The organism is Thalassospira sp. ABD4_177, from assembly GCF_056160125.1.
The window spans coordinates 528,514-548,136 of sequence record NZ_JBSWWO010000001.1 but is presented as its reverse complement, the minus strand read 5'-3'; the positions used below and the strand labels follow the sequence as shown (position 1 = coordinate 548,136).

The following is a 19,623-nucleotide window of genomic DNA, read 5'->3' as shown; positions in this document are numbered from 1 at the left end:
CACAACCAAAGATAATGCTATATCTGCCTATTTCAGGATTTTGGCAAGATAGATAAAATCGTTCAAAATCAGATTTTTAGTCGAATTCAGTGATTTTGCCTCAGGACAAATCTGCCTTCGCGTCCAGCGTTCGGCGAATCCACGGGATAAAACCATATAGAAAGCGCGTGGTTGCCGGCATGAACCACGCCCCATGGTGATACATCGGATCCAGTGACGTCACGACAAGATGACCGGCAAAACTGGTGGTGTCTTCATACAGCACCGACCGCCCGTCCTTGTAATCGACCAGCGATCTGGCGCTGTCTGGGACATCAAACAGATCATGCAGATGCCAGCTGACATCACCCTTGCCAAGATCGGTGAACATGTCGTGTTCGGGTGCCGCGATTTCGAGACCAAGGTCGGCCCCCGGTTCGAGCCACCACCAGAAATTGGTTTCGACCTGTTCGCGTGAGACATCCGGCAGCCATTTTTCCTGCTCCGTATCGCCCATGGCGACCACCATGCCGCCGCGATCGAGAAACGCCCGAATACGCTTGGCATGTGGCACGATGACCTCGGCCGGGGTTCGACATGAAATGATCAGACCGGCTGCGTCTTTAAGGTCTTCATCGCCAAGATCGCAGATATAGATGACCTCATCGATATGCGGGGCAATCTGGGGATCCTCAAGCGTTGCCTTGTGATAGCCCATGCCACCATCAAGCGCGATCAGCTTGGGGCGGGATGGGTTTGCAGTATTCGTGGCTGCGCTCATACCCGTTCCTCCTGCCGTGCTGATGCGTGCAGCTGACCGGTCAGCCATTTGGCAAAGTTGGGCGCAAGCCGGTCGGCTGTCGTGCCGACACCGGCCTGGGCAAAGGTCAGAAAATCGTTTCCGGCATGGCAGATGACAATCCCGCCGGCCGGGCGTTGCCAGATCCAGTCAATCGGGGCCTGTTCGGGTTCTGCGTCCATCCCGTTGAGCAACACGGCCCCGTCGGGTGCCGGGTTGTGGCCGCGTCCCCAGAAACCGGCAACGCCGCGCCGAAATGTCAGGTCTTCGTCGGTTACGCCATCAAACAGCGGATGTTCGGCCAGGCAGGTAATCTTGAGCCCCGCCAGATTGCGTTTCGGGCGCGGGATGAATTCGCCAACACCGTCAATCACCGGATAAGCCATCGGGCCGCTCCACAGGATGACACCCCCCTGATCAAGGTAGCCGGCCAGGACATCCTTGTTGGCCAGCAAAAAGCGTAAATCGGCATGAATGGAAATCGCCAAGGCGGCATAGTGCGCAAGATCAACATCGGGCAGATCATATTGCCCCAGACGTTCGAAAATCACCGGTGCGAAACGGTCCCGATCGGCAAGCGACGGCGCCATTTTATCGGGCCCGATACAGGCAACATGGATGTTCTGATCCGGATGCACGTTTTATATCCGCCTTGTTGAAATGCCCGCCCGGTCCGCTGAGCCGGCGAGTCACTAAATCATGGTACCCGCAAATTTGACGGGGACTTTCCGGGTAGCATCGGCATCGCAATATTGCAATTTATTTTGCGAACCATTCGCATATTTAAACATCAAAATGGTCTGTTTTTCCTGCGGTATTGAAATATGCCGACCGGTTGATCAGGTGTGGTGCGGGGTTTGAATTGACGGGGAAATTACGGCGAAGACAACGCGACGGCGTCGCGGGTTTCCAAAGCAGCCCGCCAGTTTAAAACGGCTCTTAAAACCGCCTGTACATTAGTCTTTCCTTGGCATTGCGATAAAATTTTATCCTGCCCCATTGATAAAATTAATGCATGCGCATACATTAATATAAATTTTGATTTCGATGGATTGAATGATGGAAAACTTCACGCCGATTTCCGCCCTGATTGGCGGCGGACTTATTGGTCTGGCATCGGGCCTTTATCTTTTGCTTAACGGCAAGATTGCCGGCATCAGCGGTATTCTTGGTGGGTTGCTGACCCCGACCAAGGGCGGCTCGGCCGTGTTTCAACGCCTTGCCTTTGTCATTGGTCTGGTTGTCGGGCCGCTTATCCTGATGAACGCAACCGAAATTGCCGCCCAAAGTGTCGTAACCAGTTCACTTCCGGTGATCATTGTCGCCGGCCTTCTGGTGGGTCTTGGCACCACGATCGGCAGCGGCTGCACCAGTGGCCATGGCATTTGCGGCCTGTCGCGCTTTTCGCTGCGTTCGCTGGTTGCGACCCTATCCTTTATGGCGGCGGGCTTTGTCACCGTTCTCGTCACCCGTCATCTGATGGGGGGCATGTAATGCGTACGCTTGTTTCCCTGATTTGCGGCACGATTTTCGGTTTTGGCCTTTATATTTCGGGCATGATCGATCCGCAAAAGGTTCTGGGCTTCCTTGATATCTGGGCGATTGCCGATGGCGGTTGGGATCCGAGCCTGGCCTTTGTCATGGGCGGCGGTCTGGCGGTTGCCATTCCGATCTTCCAGTTTGCCAAAAACCGAAGCCAAGCCGTGTGTGGCGGCGAAATGAGCCTGCCGACCAACCGCGCCATTACCACCAAACTGATTGCAGGTGGTGTTCTGTTCGGGACCGGTTGGGGACTTGTCGGCTATTGCCCGGGCCCGGCATTGAGCGCGCTGGCATTCGGGCATAGCGACACGATCATTTTTGTCGTCGCGATGATTGTCGGCATGGGGGCTACCCGTGTTGTTGGCCTGAACAAATAAGTCTGATCACATCATCTGCGGCCGGTCTGGTCCCCCCGACCAAATGGCCGCAGGTTTTGCAACCGCCCGCGCATCACGCCGGGCGGTTTCGCATTTCCGGTCAAAATTTGCCTAGGCTCAAGACCTATTAATTTGGTTTGAATGGTTCATCGGGTTTGTGCGGATACGCGAAGCAAAACCGCAGGAAGATATAGATCTTTCAAGGCTTTGCGACAAAGTAGCCCGTGCAAACCCGGTGAATCCGAAGGACAGACGTTATATTTGCGAACTCCTGCGTCAAACCCCTTGGCCGGGCAGCCAGCCCGCCCTGCAGGCTTTTCCTTGGATTTCACAAATATAACGTCTGCCATTCAAATCAAATTAATAGGTCTTGAGCCTAAATTCTCGCAGCACCGGGCTTGTCTTTGGCGCTAAAATCCCATAACTGAGCTAAGGATCAAAACTCACTCACATGACCATCCCGACAACTGATATGAGAGAAAAAGCTAGGAAAATACCGTAGAGCGGGGTGTTCCCCGTTCAAGGGATTTGACGCAGAGGCTTTCTCTCATATCAGTTGTCCTTCGGATCACCCGGATTTACACGGAATATTTTGTCGCAAAATCTTGAAAGATATGGATCTTCCTGCGATTTTGCTCTGCATATCCGCACAAATCCGGGAGACCGGGACGATTATGTGAGTGAGTTTTGACCCTAGCGCCACATTGACGTCCATAAAGGTTTCCGCATGAAGATCGGCATTCTTGAAACCGGGTTCGCCCCGGAAGAACTTCGCAAAGATTTCGCATCCTACCCCGGCATGCTTGAAAAGCTGCTTGGTGATGTTGACCCGAGCCTTGAGTTTGAAACCTGGACGGTGCTTGAAGACGTATTTCCGGCGTCGATCCATGATGCGGATGGCTGGGTGATCATGGGCTCCAAACACGGGGTTTATGAAAACACGCCCTGGATGATCCGCCTGCAGGATTTCCTGCGCGATGCCGTTGGTGCTGGTCAGCCGGTCTTTGGTATCTGTTTTGGTCACCAGATTCTGGCCACTGCGCTCGGCGGCAAGGTGATCAAGTCCGACAAGGGCTGGGGCGTTGGCGCCCACGACTATGCGGTTGATGCCAGCAAAAGCGACTGGCTTTCAGATAGCCCGGAAACCATCCGTATCAATGCCTTCCATCAGGATCAGGTCGTCGAGCTGCCGAAAGGTGCCACGGTCTGGGCAAGTTCGGATTTCTGCCCTTATGCCGGCTTGCAATACGGGGAAAATGCCGCTTCGATCCAGCCGCATCCGGAATTCATGAAACCCTATGAAGAGGCCCTGCTGCAGGCGCGCAGCGACCTGATCCCGGATGATGTGCATCAAGCCGCGATGAAATCGCTTGAAACGCCGATCACGAGCGTTGATTTCGCACGTTCGATGGTGAAATTCATGACGCGAAAGCGCGTTAAATCCGCGGCCTGACCACAAACCGGTCTCAAACCATATACCAATGAACAGAAGCCATCAGAAACTCTGATGGCTTTTTTCGTGCCTGAAGACATAAAACACTTTATCAACCAAAGGTGTTGCATGATCCTGTCAAAACAGGACTGTACCAGCCGGCACCGATCGACCGCAGAAGTCAACACCCGATTGGGACGCTTAGGGACAAATGAAAACGGGCACCCGAACCGATGATCCAGAATTTGCGGCTGTATTCCGGCCTGACCATGTTTGCCTATGTGCTGACTCATCTTTTGAACCATGTCGCAGGCATCGTTTCACCGGAATTGATGGAGACCGTTGGCGACTACACCACCGAAATCTGGCAATTCCCGCCGCTTGAAATCCTGTTGCTGGTCGCACTTGTCACGCACTTCTTGCTGGCAACCGGTCGCCTGACCAGCCGTCGGACATTGCGTTTGCGCAAATCCGAATGGGCGCAGATGATTTTGGGCCTGTGTATTCCGTTCCTGCTGTTTCGTCACATCATTGCGACCCGGGTCATTGATCTGGGCTTTGACGTGGCATCGCCATATGAACGCGTTCTGCTTGATCTGGCGGTGTTCATTCCGTTTCAGGGGGTGTTGCAGGCGATCACGGTCATTGTGGTCTGGGCCCATGGCTGCATCGGCATTCATTTCTGGCTTCGGGTCAAACCGTTCTATCCGAAATGGCGCAACACACTTGGGACGCTATCCATCCTGATCCCGACACTGGCACTTGCCGGTTACGGCGCAGCCGCAGCCGAAATTGCCCGTCGTGCCGAAGAAGGCGGGCGCAAATATGTGTTTGGCGTGCTCGATGCCGCCAATGTCAATCAGGCCGCCATCACGTTCTATGAAAACGCCATTCTGCCCTTTACGATTGTCAGCATCGCGCTTGCGCTTGCGCCCTTTGGTGTGCGGCAAATCCGCCAGACCATTGACCGGGTCAAACGCGGTCCGATGCTGAGCCTGCCCAATGGGCGGTTTATTCGCGTACCACCGGGTGCCACAGCCCTTGAAGCCCTGCGCGATGCGGGCGTTCCGATGGCATCGGTTTGTGGCGGCCATGGGCGCTGCACCACATGCCGCATCCACTGTGGGTCTGGCACCGATCAGCTTGCCGCCCCTGGCCAGATCGAGGCCGCCGCCCTTAAAAGCATTCAGGCGCCCAAGGGCATGCGTCTTGCCTGTCAGATCCGCCCGCAAAATGACCTGGCGGTTGCGCCGCTGTTACCGCCAAACGCCACCGCGCGAGACGGGCGACGCCCGGGCGGGCTTTCGGGCAGTGAAAGACAGGTTGTCTGCATCTTTATCGATTTGCGCGATTCGACCAAGCTTGGCGAAAGCAAGATGCCCTATGACGTGCTTTTCATCTTAAACCAGTTCTTTGCCGAGATGACCGAAGCCCTGCGGGGGACCGGGGGCTATTACGCGCAGTTTACCGGTGATGGCCTGATGGCCCTTTACGGGCATGAAAGCGACGATACCGAACGCACCATCTTGCAGGCCTTTGAAGGGGCGGCCGAAATGTTGCGCCGGATCGAGGGGCTTAACGAACATCTGGAATCCGAATTGCCCCACCCGCTTCGCATCGGCATTGGCATTCATATGGGCAAGGCGATCGTCGGCGAGATGGGCCCACCCGGCCGCGAAAACATCAGTGCGATTGGCGACACCATCAACACAACCGCCCGTCTGGAGGCCCAAACCAAGGGACATGGCGTGCCGCTGGTGATTTCCAAGACGCTGTTTGATCACGGGCCGATTCCCTTGCCGGAAAATGCGGTGATGCATGAGGTCGCGCTGCGCGGCAAGGACCAGTCGGTGGCGTATTATGCGCTTGATACTATGCCGGATCTGACACAGACCGGCAAATAGGCCCCATGCGGGTCACGCAATGCAGGCAAGGCTTGACTATTGGCGGGAAAACCACATTTATTTGAATAGATGAAACGTCCGGTGCCGAATGGCTCGGGTCGGACACCCGGATGCCCAGAACGCAGATTGCGTGGGATCCGAATATAACCACACTCGCTCTGACGGAGGAGGTGCTGCAAATGTCGCGAATTTCAATGTTCAACAGCCCGTTGCTTTTGGGTTTTGATCAGATCGAACGCGTTCTTGATCAGGTCTCGAAAACCAAGGCCGAGGGCTATCCGCCCTATAACATCGAGCAGATCGGTGAAAACAAGCTGCGTATTACGGTCGCGGTCGCCGGATTTGCCGAAGACGATCTGTCGGTAACCACGGAAGACAATCAGCTGATCATTCGGGGCAAACATACCGATGATGACAGCGAACGTGTCTACATCCACCGTGGCATCGCGTCACGCCAGTTCCAGCGCTCCTTCGTTCTTGCCGAAGGCATCGAAGTTGTCGGCGCGCATCTGGATAACGGTCTTCTGCATGTTGACCTGAACAGACCCCTGCCGGAACCGGTCGTGCGTGAAATCGCGATTGGATCGAACAAGAAAAAAGCTGTGCCTTCCAAGACCATCGACATGAAGGTCTCCGAAGAGGACAGCGCTGCCGACAAAGAAGACGGCAAAGCCTAACCAAGGAGTGGTTCAAATGACAAATCGAACAGCCAACCACGATACCAAAAGCGATCAGCGGATCGGCCAGGATACCGGCCTTCTTTCCAATGGTGATTTTGCCCTGTTGGGTATTCATGACTTTGCCTATGTCCGTCAGGTCCCCAATACCGAGGAAGACAGTGACGAACTGGTTTATGGCGTGTTTACCGCAGACGGCACCCATATCGCATCGTTTGAAAACCATGCCGTCGCGGATGCCGCCATCCGCCAGCACGATATGGAACCGCGCGCCGTTCACTGATCAAAACGGTGTTTGATAGAAATGCAAAATGCCCGGCTGTGTGCCGGGCATTTTTTGTTGTGGGATCCTTCTGGCAGGCAATCGCAAAACGTCAGCGAATTTCGATGACCTCGCCCGGAACGGCGATGCGGACCTGTTCATTGCCCTGAACAACCTGGGCCATTTCGGCCCGCACATCGCGTTTGACATGATAAAGCCAGAACCGGGCACCGGGCATGTCGGATGCCAGCTTCAATACGGTTTCCAGATCGCAATGGGCGGCGTGCTGGGGATCATGTTTCAAAAGATAGGTTTCCTGAAACACAAGATCGGCACCGGTAAACAGGGCAGCGGTATCAGCCGTCACATTGCCATCGCCGGAATAGGCAAATCCCTTATCGGCATACCGCAGCAGGATGGCGTGGTTCTGAACACTATGGTCCGAGCGGGCAAAGCGGCATTCAAACGGTCCGATCTTTGATGTATCGGCAATCGAATGCCAGATGATGGTAAAGGGCCAGGCCGACCCCAGACCGGTAAAGCCAAGCTCCATCAGTTTTTCAAGATGGCTGCGCAATTGCGGCGAACACAGAATGCGCAATGGTTTGGACCGCCCGTCATCACGCCAATTGAGCATGATCGGCACCAGACCGAAAATATGATCCGGGTGCATGTGGGTGAAATAGATCGCATCAATCGCGTCGGGATCGGGAAACTTACCCATCAGATGGCCGGCAACCGTCGCCCCGCAATCAATCAGCAGCCGGAAGTCACCCGCCGACACCACAACAGACGAATTTTCAAAATTCGGGTCAAACGCCTCGCCGACGCCCAGAACATCAATGCGCAGATGATCGCTGTTCATTGCCTTATTGCCCCGCCATTGCCCCTATCGGGTCCAACTATACCATTTTCAGACCGATATTCTTGTGATTTCGAGCATCACAAGGCAAGGGGTTCTGCGTTTGTCACAATGATCATCTTCGAACTGTCATATTCCAAAAGGAAGGGGCGGAACCAAACGGTCCCGCCCCAAAAGGCATTTTCAAAGTGACTTGGCCGGATTTAACGCGCAAGCACCTCGGCAGCTTCACGGGTTCGACGAACCGAAGCAGCTACGGTGTCAGTTGTCGTGCGAATGGCTTCAAGGTTCTGGGACATGCCTTCAACCGAATGTGCCATTTCACGCACGCTTGAGCTGACATTTTCCGTCACGGCAGTTTGTTGAGTGACAGCAGAAGAAATGTTTGTCACGTCATTGCGCACCGTCTCGACCGAGCCACGAATGGTCTCGAGCGCACCAGCGACTTCCGCAGAGATATCTTGAATGCCGCTAATTTCCTGCGTGATGTCCTCAGTCGCACGGGCAGCCTGATTGGCAAGGTTCTTGACCTCGTTGGCGACCACGGCAAAGCCTTTGCCAGCTTCGCCAGCACGCGCACTTTCGATCGTCGCGTTCAGCGCCAGCAGGTTGATCTGGCCTGCAATATTGCGAATAACCTCAACGATATTGCCCATTTCATCGACCACACCGGTCATGCGTTGGGTCATTTCGTTAGCGGTGTTGGTCTGAACATAAGCCCGTTCGGTTTCACCTTGGGACTGCGACATACTCTGCGAGATTTCAGCAATAGATGCCGCCATTTGCTCTGCACTGGCCGCAACATTGCGTGTCAGGTCCATGGTATTGGTCGACGCATCGACGCTTTGTAGCGTACGTGTGTTGAGCTCTTCGATATTATCGTTAATCTCGGAGAAGTTGCCATCGATCATCTGTTTGAGATCAATCAGAAGCTTGGTCTGCTCGGTAATGTCCGTGGCGAACTTGATCACCTTGATCGGATTACCGACGGCATCAAGAACAGGGTTGTAAGTGGCCTCAATCCATACCGGATTGCCATTCTTGCTAACACGCTGGAACTGACCGGCCTGGAATTTACCCTGACTAAGGTTCTGCCAGAATATCCGGTATTCGGAAGAATTGCGCTGATCGGCCGGAACAAACATGCTGTGATGCTTGCCTTTGATTTCATCAAGGCTGTAGCCGAGAACAGACAGGAAGTTTTCGTTGGCAGTCAGAACCGTGCCGTCCAGATCAAATTCGATCACGGCCTGCGACGTGCTGATGGCGTCAAACACGCTTTGCAGCAAAGCACGCTCGTTGCGGCGTTCGGTAATATCAGTCGCAAATTTGACGACTTTAGTAACCCGACCTTTTGAGTCAAAGATCGGGTTATAGGTTGCCTCAAGCCAGATCAAAGATCCGTCCCGACGTTTGCGCGGAAATGCACCGCTCAGAAACTCACCGGCCGCGAGTTTCTTCCAGAAGTCTTTGTATTCTGCCGAATTGACGATTTCTTCGGGAACAAACATCGCATGGTGTTTACCGATGATATCGGACGCCTTGTAACCCATCGTCTTTTCGAAATTTTCGTTAGCGCGTAGAATATTACCGTTGGCATCAAACTCGATGCGCGCCATTGAGCGTCCGAGCGCGGCAGCAACCTGCTGTTCGCTCCGCGCTTCCTTCTCACCCTTAAAGATTCCAATACCCACTTCGATACCCTTTTGGTTGACGGGATTTTCCCGTTTATCCCGTCATTTTTTCCGGGATCGCTTTTGTTCGACCGTTTGGTCAAGATTGTGCTTATGTAAAATCCCGACACACATGCGGGACGTGTGACCGAGATTACAGCAATGCTGTTCTATGCGTCGTTACAGGTTATACGGTTCGTTCTTGCGGGAAGATCATGACTTCTCACCAACCCAAAATAGGTGGCGACCAGTCAGTATCGGGACATTTGACGGTTCTTCGACCTTTGCGCCGGATATCCTGAATGATCTGGCATTCTGTACGAACGGCGGAAAACTGCACCGACGATCAATTACCCTACCCCGGAGCAACTGATCAACAGACAAAATCATATACATTAGTGTAGAGCAAGAACAATTGAACTTTTGCCCCTTGAAAACCAACCTATGATACCCTTTGGCGGGCGAGAACGAGGTAATTCCAAAAACTATTTTAATTATTACAGCCTGTTGTTTCACAAATTATAGTAATTTAATAAACGGCCTATACCCGTAGAAATCTGCGTTGTTCATCCTGCCGACACAGTCATTTTCCAAAAAACACTTCTTTTGGATAGTATTTCGGTTGCATTAATGAGTGCGGGTCATCTTTGAGGTTGTCCGGGGATTTTTGATCGGGTCGAGTCTTCAGGGATTCGTCTTTGAAATTTGATACCGGCGGCACCCGATTCAAACCACACGCGGCCATGACGTGCCGATGCTTTCAGCCGGTTTTGCGCAGCGTTATGCGGCAAGTACAGCGGCCGCATTCTGGCTATTATTGACCTAGCCCGCATCCTTGGAATGCTATCGAGTTCCCTGACAACGCCAAATCGTATCAGGCCGGCCATTTGACAATATAGCGGGTCAGATCCGGATGCGCTTCGTCTTCGGGGATGGCCATGCCGCGCACCGACATGCCCGCCATGATGGCTGAGTCCGGAAAGCCGGTTTTAAGCGGATGCCAGTCGGGCAGCGGTTTGCCCTCAGCCAGCAGGCGATATGCACAGGTGGACGGCATCCAGGTCAGGGTTTCGACATTTTCCTTGGAAAGCTGAACGCAATCGGGAACGTGTTCGGTGCGATTGGGATAGTCCTTACACCGGCACGAATGGCAATCAAGCAACCGGCACGCGACCGAGGTGTAATAGACGAAATCGTCCTCTTCATCCTGAAGCTTGTGCAGGCAGCATTTGCCACAGCCATCGCACAGGGATTCCCATTCTTCCTGCGTCATTTCAGCAAGAGTCTTGGTTTCCCAGAACGGTTCAGGTCCTATTGCAGCGGGGGCTTTTTTATTCATGGTCTCTCTCAATCGGGCCGTCGATCAGACATAACACACTCTAACCCGCACGTATGCCCCGATGAATTCACGTCTGCCAACCGTGTGATCAACTCTGTGCGATCATATGGAAGAAGGAGCCAAACACCGACCCTTCCACCAGACCGGCCGGGCCCAGATCAAGGCCTGTCGCCGTTTTCATCCGACAAAACGGCATCCCGTTTTCAGAAACTGTCGTCGCATAATGAAATTCATGCCCGCGCAGCTTCATGCCCGCCGGGCCAAACGGGGTCGGCATGCCAAGCTGCGCCTCGCGATAGCCAAGATGCAGCCGGCGAGCGGCAAAACTGGTTTCAAGCGGCAACAACCCCAGCATTTCATGGCGCGTGCCACTTGCATCGACAAGGCCCTTGCCAAGGGTCATATAGCCCCCGCATTCGCCATAGATCAGCATACCCCGGCTTGCTGCATCCTGCATCCCGGCCTTAAACGCATCTGCCTTAGCGAGTGTTTCGGCATGAAGTTCGGGATAGCCGCCGGGCAGATAGATCGCATCGCAATCTTGGTTGGGGGCCTGATTGGCAAGCGGTGAGAAAAAGGAAATCTCCGCCCCCGCCTTACGCCATCCATCCAGAAGGTGTGGATAGCTAAAGGCAAAGGCCGCATCCCGCGCCACCGCGATCTTTTGACCGAGTGGGGCGATTGCCGCGGCCCGTACTACTGGCTCTTCCGTCTGGCCATCTTTTTGATCGAGCAAACCGGTCAGGGCATCCAGATCGACATCTTCGCTGATGATATCAGCGGCGCGACCCAGAAACGCATCAAGCTTAGAATGCTCGCCCGCCTGCACCAATCCAAGGTGACGTTCGGGCAGGATCAGATCTTCGCTGCGCCGAACCGCGCCCAGAACCGGCAGGTCGGGCAGATATTTGGCGCAGGCATCGACAATCATTTGCCTGTGGCGGTCACTGCCGACACGATTGAGGATCACACCGGCGACATTGATATCATCACGAAACTTGGCAAAGCCCGAAATCACCGCCGCTGCCGAGGCCGACTGGCCTTTGACATCGACCACCAGAACAATCGGCCACCCGGCAAGGGCCGCAAGATCGGCGGTTGAACCATCGCCATTCGCTGCCCCGTCAAAAAGGCCCATCACCCCTTCACACATCAAAAAGGCTTTGCCTTGGACATGTTCGCTGGCAAGGGCGTTGATCTGATCGGGCGTCATCGCCCATGGATCAAGATTGATGCAGCTATCGCCACACGCAGCTGCCTGAAAGGCCGGATCAATATAGTCCGGCCCGATTTTCGCCGCCGCAACCGCATGACCGTTGCGCGTCAGGGCACGCAAAAGCGCCAGCGTGATTACAGTTTTGCCGCTGTTGGACGCGGGGGCCGCGATTACGACCCCCGGAATGGTGTCAGGCATTTAGGGTCAGGACCTACAAATTTGCTGTGAATGGCTCGCCCAGCCGAATTCATCTGCCATGATCATGGCATTGCGCGGCTTGGGAGCCAAACTCAATCACATCATCAGCCGTTCTTTTTGACGGCCTCGGTTACGCCCTTGGCCATGTCTTCGGGGCTGGTGCCGTAATTGAAATGGCGGACAAACTGCCCATCACGGTCCATCAGATAGACAAAGGACGAATGGTCCATCAGATAGCTGTCGGTATCTTCGGGCTGACCTTCGGGGATCGCCTTGGCGTAATAGACCCGATAGGCCTTGGCAGCCGCCGTCGTCTGTTCGACCGTGCCGGTCAGACCAACCATGCGTTCATGGAAATAGGGAACGTATTCAGCAACCGCTTCGACCGTGTCGCGTTCGGGATCGACGGTGAAGAAGACCGGAGTGATTTCGTCGGCGATGTCCTGGGGCATCATATCAAGGGCGGTGCCCATGACCTGCAACTCGGTCGGGCAGACATCCGGGCAGAAGGTATAGCCGAAATAGGCCAGCATGTATTTGCCCGCAAAGTCTTCCTGGGTGACAGTTTCGCCGTCCTGGTTGACCAGCTCGAACGGTCCGCCGATGGCAGCCGATCCCGATGAACCGGTTTCGGTTCCCATCATCATCAGACGATAGGTCAGCCCGATCCCAAGAACCAGGGCAATGCCCAGAATTGCCAGAAGCGTCTTTTTGCTCACGCGTCCACCCTCATGTCTTTGCCGGTCAGGACAACCGATCTTTGTGCGTCACAAACTGAACCGGCACTATAAATATCCCGGTCATTCTTGCAAGCGTGGCCCCTGTGGGAAAGCTCACACTTGGTCACAATCCCCTGAAAAAACGGGGCTTTGGCATCTCGCCGCCAGCCGACCCTGACTTAGGCAAGCGTGGTTGCCGCCAATGCAAACAGGATCATGCCATTAATAATCATAAGCCCGCGCCCGACCGGCACCATCAGGGCCCGGAAACGTTGTGCGGCATATTGTCCGACAAAGCCCGTGACAAACAGCATCGGCACGGTGCCAAGACCAAAGACCAGCATCACCACCCCACCATTGAGCGCCGCCCCGGTGGCAGCCGCCATGACAAGCGCGCCATACACCAGACCACAGGGAATAAAGCCCAGCATCACGCCGAGCAAATAGCCCCGCCAGCCGTAAGGCGCCGCAAACAGCCCACGCGCATGATTGCCAACCAGCTTGTTCCACCAACGTGATTCGCCGGTTGAGGGCAACAACCCACCGAGATGGGGCATCAGACCAAGAATCCCAAACAAAAGGAAAAACAAACCAGCTGCAATCAGCAAGACCGGCCCGATCCACCAGACACGGGTCAGGGCACTGATGCTGTCGGTAAAGTAACCGGCCAGAACACCGAGCAGGCAATAGGTCGACAAACGCCCGAACTGATAGGGCAGCAAGGCCGCCCCTGTCAGACGGCGGAATTCGCTCATTTTCTCGACCGGGAGCTGCTCCATCCGGCTGGTGACCTGGCTGATGACGAACGGACCACACATGCCGACACAATGGGTGGCACTGCCTACAAGGCCCGCCACAAGTGCCGTCAAAAGCACGCCGCCATCCGTGCGCACGATATCAGCACATTGTGCCCAACCGCTTTCAAGGATGCGTATCAATACCTGCTGTTCGTCCATGATCCATCCGGGTCAAGAGAAGTGCTGCGATTGTACAATCACCAATCGCACCGGCAACGATATATATCAATCTCTTGCCGTCAGAAATGGACAGATCATAAAGCCCGGAGTGGGAGCTGTTATTTCAGGGGATCAGCCGGCGTGGTGATGAGATCAAGCACCTGTTCGAACGGCACATGGCGCACCGCACGCACATCATCCTGCGGCGAAAGCCAGTTCAGACGATCACGCAAGCCAACAACCTTGCCCAGAATGCAGACCGCAGGCGGTTCAACGCCTTCGCGTTCGACATCATCGGCCGCCTTTTCAAGCGTGGTGATCAGAATGCCCTGCCCCGGTGTGGTTGCCTGACTGATCACGGCAAGCGGTTCATCCGCCGCCCGGCCATTGGCCATCAGTTCCGAGGAAATCCGGCGCAGATGTTTCATTGCCATATACATGACCAGCACCGGCGCACCCTTGGCAAGGGCTGCCCAGTTGATGTTGTCAGGGACTTGGCCACTGGACCCGTGGCCGGTCACAAAGGTCACCGAGGAATTGCAATCGCGATGGGTCGTCGGAATACCGGCATAGGCTGCGCCTGCGATCCCGGCGGTAATGCCCGGCACAACCCGGAAGGGCACATTGTGATCGACAAGCGTCATGCCCTCTTCGCCGCCACGACCAAAGACAAACGGATCACCGCCCTTGAGGCGCAGAACACGCAGGTCCTGTTTAGCCAGTTCGACAAGCTGCAGGGAAATGTCGGTCTGCTTGGATGACGGACGACCGCCGCGCTTGCCGGCGTAAATGCGTTTGGCATCCGGGCGTAGCAGGTTGAGGATACGGTCATCGACCAGCGCGTCATAGACAACGACGTCTGCCTGTTGCATGGCATTGACGGCATGCAGCGTCAAAAGACCGGGATCACCGGGCCCCGCACCAACAAGCCATACCCAACCCGGCTCAAAAACCGGAAAATCAACACCAAGCTTCGTCATCACGCATTACTTCTACTTAAATGAAATGCAGCCCTCTGTGCAGGACCACATCAAGAAGATATGTTAAACAGCAATCAAACGATACGCACAACATATTTCCGAGATTTTTTCGTATAACTTTTCAAATAACATAATTATTCATGTTTAATTGAGTTTCCGATAGGGATCTCGCCCGCCCTCAATAACGAAAACACCGGCAGGATTAACAGGAAAAAATCATCTGATGACGCGAAAACCGGACGGACCACTGCGCAAGGGATGGACGACGGGGGCCTGTGCCACCGCCGCAACCCGTGCGGCGTGGCAGGCATTGCTGTCCGGTGATTTTCCTGATCCGGTCACCATCACGCTGCCGCGCGGTGAAACCCCGACATTTCAGTTGATCAAGGCGGAAAAGGGCGATGGCTGGGCACGCGCCAGTGTGATCAAGGATGCCGGCGATGACCCCGATGTCACCCACGGGGCGGAAATCATATCGACCGTGCGCCCTGGAAAACCGGGAAGCGGCATCACATTTCATGCCGGGGACGGGGTGGGCACCATCACCAAACCGGGCCTGCCATTGCCACCGGGCGAGGCGGCGATCAACCCCAAGCCACGCGAAATGATGGTCGGCCAGATCGAAGCCCTTTGCGATCAGTTTGGCGCAAGCCCCGATGTCGAGATCGAAATTTCCATTCCCGGCGGAGCGGAAACTGCCAAACAAACATGGAACGGGCGCCTTGGCATTGTTGGCGGCTTGTCGGTTCTGGGCACGACGGGGATTGTCATTCCGTTTAGCTGTTCGGCGTGGATTCATTCGATCCATCGCGGCATTGATGTCGCGCGGGCCACAGGGCGCGACCATGTTGCCAGCGCGACCGGCAAAACCTCCGAGGCCGCCATTCGCAGCTTTTATGGCCTGCCCGAAGAAGCCATTCTTGATATGGGCGACTTCGTTGGCGGGATGTTGAAATATCTGCGCAAGAATCCCGTGCCGTTTGTCAGCATCGCGGGTGGTTTTGCCAAACTGGTCAAGCTTGCCCAAGGCCATCTTGATCTGCATTCAAGCCGATCACAGGTCGATTTCGACCGGCTGGCACAAACCGTGGCGGCATGTGGCGGGGATGAAAGTCTGCAAGATCAGTGTCGCACCGCCAATACCGCCAAGCAGGTTCTGGAACTTTGTCAGGCGGCAAACGTTAAGATTGAAGACACCATTGCCCGTCAGGCCTGCGAATCCGCACGCGCAACGCTTGATGGTGCCTGTACCGTGGAAATCGTCATCACCGATCGCAGCGGCACCATCATCGCCCGCCATGGCATGGGCGATTTTGAACAGTTCAGGCCAACCGCACCCTAGTGGCGCCTGCGCCATCTGGCGGTTACAATAAGGCCCCGTGCCCGTAAGACAGGTCCAATCGGACCCCACAAAGTAACAAAAAGGTTTTCTGCCCATGTCTCTCTCCCGTCCTGCCAGCCGTCCGAAACACATCCTTATTTTTGGCGGGACCGGAGACGCAAATCGCATTGCCGAAGACCTGATGCATGAATTCGGCCGCGATATTCGCCTGCAGCTTTCGCTTGCCGGGCGTACCAGCGCGCCCAGCCTTCCCGATGGTGTGCCAGTGCGGATTGGCGGTTTTGGCGGGCCGGAAGGCATCATTTCCTATGTCAAAAGCGAACAGATTGATCTGGTGATTGACGCCACCCATCCCTATGCCACCGAGATATCGCACAACATCGCCCAGGCCTGCCACGCGGTTGCCATGCCCTGCATTCAGTTCCACCGCCCGGCCTGGGAAAAGACCGATCAGGACAACTGGATTTCGGTGAAATCGATCGAAGAAGCCGCCGAAATCCTGCCCGACGTCGGCACACGCGCGCTGATCGCAAGCGGGGCGAAGAACCTGCATGCCTTTGAGGGGCTTGAAAAAACCTGGTTGCTTGTGCGTACGGTCGATGCGCCGCGCGACCCGTTTGATCTTGAACATGGTGAATGGCTGTTTGCCCGTGGTCCGTTCAGTGTCGAAAGCGAGACCGAGCTTCTTGAACGTCACGAGATCGATGTCATCGTCAGCAAAAACAGCGGCGGCGATGCAACCTTTGCCAAGATCGAGGCGGCCCGTAATCTGGGTATTCCGGTGATCATGATCGAACGCCCTGGCGGCGAGCCGGTCATTCAGGCGCCGTCGCGCCGCGAGATCATTGAAAATGTCCGCCAGATTCTTGATCAGGCCTAATTCGACAAGGGCCTCGTCGAATCTGCAGCGCCCTAAGCCCCTCCCCAGATAGAATAGCTCCAGCCCAAAACTCCCCGGGGTGGAATTTCAGGGCGATGACGGGCGGAATTCTCAAACATTTCACGAAACTCTTCCACGCGAGACGATTAATCTTGCAAGCGCTTCGCGGCTTTTGAATAGTTCCCCCGTGGGGCGGATAACGCGTTTCCGCTGCAATCACCATTGCGCGATCTGTTATCCGACATTGGGAAAACGTCCTTAAGGTCCGAAGCAAAGGCAAAAGCCGCCGGACAAAATATGTGCCGTTGGGGGAACTTGATAAATGACTGGCAACCTTGGTTTGCGAGGACGCTTGATGATGGCCATTGTGCCCATCGCGTTGCTCGCCGTTATTGCAGCAGCACTGGCCGTTTTTGCCTTTCGCATCACGCAAACACAACAATCCGTCGTCTCGGATGAAGCCATTCCCGCCCTTGTCACCGGACAGGGGCTTTATGCGCGTAGCAACCTGGTCAGCAACATCGCACGCAACGTTGCGGTCGCCCAGAACGCAGAAGAAATCGAAGCCGTCAGTGCCGAACTGGATCAGATAGCATCTGCACTGAATGAAGATATCGCGGTCCTTGGCGCGCTTGGCGTTGATGCCGGCATTCTTGGCGAATTTTCCAGTCAGACGGAAATGCTGGTTGGCAATATCCACGACCTTAAAGACATGCAGACATCCCTGTTTGCCAATGCGGTCGAAACCCAGGCTTTGCTTGAGCAAATCGTCACCGGCGCCAATGCGATCGAAGCATCGGCACGTACACTCAATACCGATGCCAATATGGCGCTGACCAACAGTGCGTCCGCACTTTATGCCTTGGTCGGACGCCCGGAGCAGACAAACGAGGCGTTTGATACGCTTGATAAGCTTCTCGATGTTGATGCGCTTGATGCCCAGAATATGAGCGATCTGCGCGCCATCGCGTTTCAGATCCCGGGCCTTGCAGAACAGGTCGTCGCCGCGCGCGACAATGATGCCCTTGATAAGGTCAAGTTCGCCATCAACCCGATCCTGACCCACCTGCAAAAAGGCATCGATCTGATGCCCAACCCAGAGGCCAAGGAAGCAGCCCAGGCGACCCTGGCCGAATTGCAAGCAGCCCTTGATCCGGCCAAGCCCAAAAACCTGTTTTCGCTACGTCAGGCGGAATTTGCCACGGTGGCCGAACTCAACACCATTCTGAATGAAAATGGGGCGATCACCGAACAGATCGCCCAAACGGCCGAGCGCCTTCTGGGCGACATGCGCACAAAGATCGACGTCGCCAATAGCGGCGTGGCAACGACCATTGCAACAGCCGAAATCATCATGATCATCGTGGCGATTGCCGCCATCGTCATTTCGACCCTGATCCTGTGGCTTTATGTCAGCCGCAACCTTTTGCGTCGCCTGATTGGTCTTAATGGCGCGATGACGCGTCTGACCAAGGGTGACCTTGACGCCGAGGTCAAAGACAGCGGATCGGACGAGATTGCTGATATGGCCCGTTCGGTTGAGACATTCCGTGAAAACGCTCGTGAGGCCGAACGCCTGCGCGCGCAAAACAAGGAAGCCGAGGAACGCGCCGAAGAACAACGTCGTACGGCCCTAAATGAAATGGCCGACGGATTTGAAAGCTCGGTCAATTCGCTGGTGACGGAGCTTCTGACGGCCGTCAATGAAATGCGCGACACGGCGGATAATATGGAACGCAATGCGGGCGATAACGTCACCCGCGCGGCCGAGGTCAACGAGGCATCCCAGAACGCATCGAGCAATGTCAGTTCGGTGTCATCTGCAACGGAGGAACTGTCAGCGTCGATCCGCGAGATCGAACGACAGGTCGCCAAGGCCGAAGAGATTTCGCAGACGGCCGTGTCTGAAGCCCGGAAATCCGATGAAACGGTGCGCCAGATGTCAGAAACGGCCGATCGCATTGGCGAGGTGATCGAACTGATCACCACCATTGCCGATCAGACCAACCTACTGGCGCTGAATGCTACCATCGAAAGTGCGCGGGCCGGGAATGCTGGCAAGGGCTTTGCCGTTGTCGCCAACGAGGTCAAAAATCTGGCGTCGCAAACCCAGCGCGCCACCGAGGATATCAGCCAGCAAATCAGCAAAATGCGCGAAGTCAGCAACCAGGCCGTCGAAATGATTTCGACAATTGCCCGAACAATCGGCGAAATTGACAGCATTTCAAGCTCGATCGCGGCAGCCATGAGCCAACAGGGTGCTGCGACGGGTGAAATTGCCAGCGGATCGGAAGAAGCCGCCAACGGTGTACGCCATGTTTCGGACAATATGGCCGATGTATCACGTGCAGCCGAGGCAGTGCGCGAAATGTCAGGTTCGGCCCGCACCGTAGCCGAGGACCTTTTGAACAAGTCCCAGCGCCTTCAGGATGAGGCAAACGGTTTTGTTACCCGCGTGCGGGCAAGCTAACGCTGTTTGCGAGAAA

The 19,623-nt window shown here is 55.2% G+C and carries 18 protein-coding genes; 9 read left to right on the top strand and 9 right to left on the bottom strand.

Features of this window, described 5'->3' with window-relative positions; translation table 11 throughout:
- Positions 1-100 precede the first annotated feature (100 nt).
- Complete coding sequence (locus ACXAF0_RS02580; protein WP_475343384.1) at positions 101-760, bottom strand: hypothetical protein; 660 nt, start codon at positions 758-760, stop codon at positions 101-103.
- Positions 757-1,416, bottom strand: coding sequence for a hypothetical protein (locus ACXAF0_RS02575; protein ID WP_475343381.1), 660 nt, complete (start codon positions 1,414-1,416; stop codon positions 757-759). Before ACXAF0_RS02575 ends, ACXAF0_RS02580 begins: the two co-directional genes overlap by 4 nt.
- Positions 1,417-1,834: 418 nt before the next feature.
- Here ACXAF0_RS02575 and ACXAF0_RS02570 point away from each other — a divergent pair, with 418 nt between their 5' ends.
- The 6 genes from ACXAF0_RS02570 to ACXAF0_RS02545 all read left to right on the top strand — a co-directional run bounded on the left by ACXAF0_RS02570 (position 1,835) and on the right by ACXAF0_RS02545 (position 6,993).
- Positions 1,835-2,272: a YeeE/YedE family protein gene (locus ACXAF0_RS02570; RefSeq protein ID WP_475343379.1), complete on the top strand. Its 438-nt coding sequence runs from the start codon at positions 1,835-1,837 to the stop codon at positions 2,270-2,272.
- A complete protein-coding gene (locus ACXAF0_RS02565; RefSeq protein ID WP_475343378.1) occupies positions 2,272-2,697 on the top strand; it encodes a DUF6691 family protein in 426 nt (141 codons plus the stop codon). Before ACXAF0_RS02570 ends, ACXAF0_RS02565 begins: the two co-directional genes overlap by 1 nt.
- Positions 2,698-3,424: 727 nt before the next feature.
- Positions 3,425-4,150, top strand: coding sequence for a glutamine amidotransferase-related protein (locus ACXAF0_RS02560; protein WP_475343376.1), 726 nt, complete (start codon positions 3,425-3,427; stop codon positions 4,148-4,150).
- A gap of 212 nt (positions 4,151-4,362) precedes the next feature.
- Positions 4,363-6,033, top strand: coding sequence for an adenylate/guanylate cyclase domain-containing protein (locus ACXAF0_RS02555; RefSeq protein WP_475343374.1), 1,671 nt, complete (start codon positions 4,363-4,365; stop codon positions 6,031-6,033).
- A gap of 179 nt (positions 6,034-6,212) precedes the next feature.
- Positions 6,213-6,710 carry an Hsp20 family protein gene (locus ACXAF0_RS02550; protein ID WP_475343372.1) on the top strand — a complete coding sequence of 166 codons (498 nt, stop codon included), beginning with the start codon at positions 6,213-6,215 and terminating at the stop codon, positions 6,708-6,710.
- Positions 6,711-6,726: 16 nt separating this feature from the next.
- Positions 6,727-6,993, top strand: a complete 267-nt coding sequence (locus tag ACXAF0_RS02545) for a DUF1150 family protein (protein WP_475343370.1) — start codon at positions 6,727-6,729, stop codon at positions 6,991-6,993.
- 91 nt (positions 6,994-7,084) lie between these two features.
- Here ACXAF0_RS02545 and ACXAF0_RS02540 read toward each other — a convergent pair whose 3' ends face one another.
- The 7 genes from ACXAF0_RS02540 to cobA all read right to left on the bottom strand — a co-directional run bounded on the left by ACXAF0_RS02540 (position 7,085) and on the right by cobA (position 14,915).
- On the bottom strand, positions 7,085-7,837 hold the full coding sequence (locus tag ACXAF0_RS02540) for an MBL fold metallo-hydrolase (RefSeq protein WP_475343367.1): 753 nt from the start codon (positions 7,835-7,837) through the stop codon (positions 7,085-7,087).
- Between the two features lie 200 nt (positions 7,838-8,037).
- Complete coding sequence (locus ACXAF0_RS02535; protein WP_475343365.1) at positions 8,038-9,528, bottom strand: methyl-accepting chemotaxis protein; 1,491 nt, start codon at positions 9,526-9,528, stop codon at positions 8,038-8,040.
- Between the two features lie 853 nt (positions 9,529-10,381).
- Positions 10,382-10,846, bottom strand: a complete 465-nt coding sequence (locus ACXAF0_RS02530; protein ID WP_475343363.1) for a YcgN family cysteine cluster protein — start codon at positions 10,844-10,846, stop codon at positions 10,382-10,384.
- 88 nt (positions 10,847-10,934) lie between these two features.
- On the bottom strand, positions 10,935-12,260 hold the full coding sequence (locus ACXAF0_RS02525; protein ID WP_475343361.1) for a cobyrinate a,c-diamide synthase: 1,326 nt from the start codon (positions 12,258-12,260) through the stop codon (positions 10,935-10,937).
- Between the two features lie 104 nt (positions 12,261-12,364).
- Positions 12,365-12,979, bottom strand: coding sequence for an SCO family protein (locus tag ACXAF0_RS02520; protein ID WP_475343359.1), 615 nt, complete (start codon positions 12,977-12,979; stop codon positions 12,365-12,367).
- 179 nt (positions 12,980-13,158) lie between these two features.
- A complete protein-coding gene (locus ACXAF0_RS02515; RefSeq protein WP_475343357.1) occupies positions 13,159-13,935 on the bottom strand; it encodes a sulfite exporter TauE/SafE family protein in 777 nt (258 codons plus the stop codon).
- Positions 13,936-14,054: 119 nt separating this feature from the next.
- Entirely contained in the window at positions 14,055-14,915 is an 861-nt protein-coding gene (gene cobA / locus ACXAF0_RS02510) for a uroporphyrinogen-III C-methyltransferase (RefSeq protein ID WP_475343355.1), read from the bottom strand.
- Between the two features lie 223 nt (positions 14,916-15,138).
- Between cobA and ACXAF0_RS02505 the strand changes: the two genes are divergently transcribed.
- The 3 genes from ACXAF0_RS02505 (at position 15,139) to ACXAF0_RS02495 (ending at position 19,607) form a co-directional block, all read left to right on the top strand.
- The gene (locus ACXAF0_RS02505) at positions 15,139-16,257 is read left to right on the top strand and encodes a cobalt-precorrin-5B (C(1))-methyltransferase (RefSeq protein ID WP_475343353.1); all 1,119 of its coding nucleotides are present in this window, start codon (positions 15,139-15,141) and stop codon (positions 16,255-16,257) included.
- Between the two features lie 94 nt (positions 16,258-16,351).
- Positions 16,352-17,137, top strand: a complete 786-nt coding sequence (locus ACXAF0_RS02500; RefSeq protein ID WP_475343352.1) for a cobalt-precorrin-6A reductase — start codon at positions 16,352-16,354, stop codon at positions 17,135-17,137.
- 322 nt (positions 17,138-17,459) lie between these two features.
- Positions 17,460-19,607 (top strand): methyl-accepting chemotaxis protein, encoded by a 2,148-nt coding sequence (locus tag ACXAF0_RS02495; protein WP_475343350.1) that lies wholly within the window; start codon positions 17,460-17,462, stop codon positions 19,605-19,607.
- Positions 19,608-19,623 lie beyond the last annotated feature (16 nt).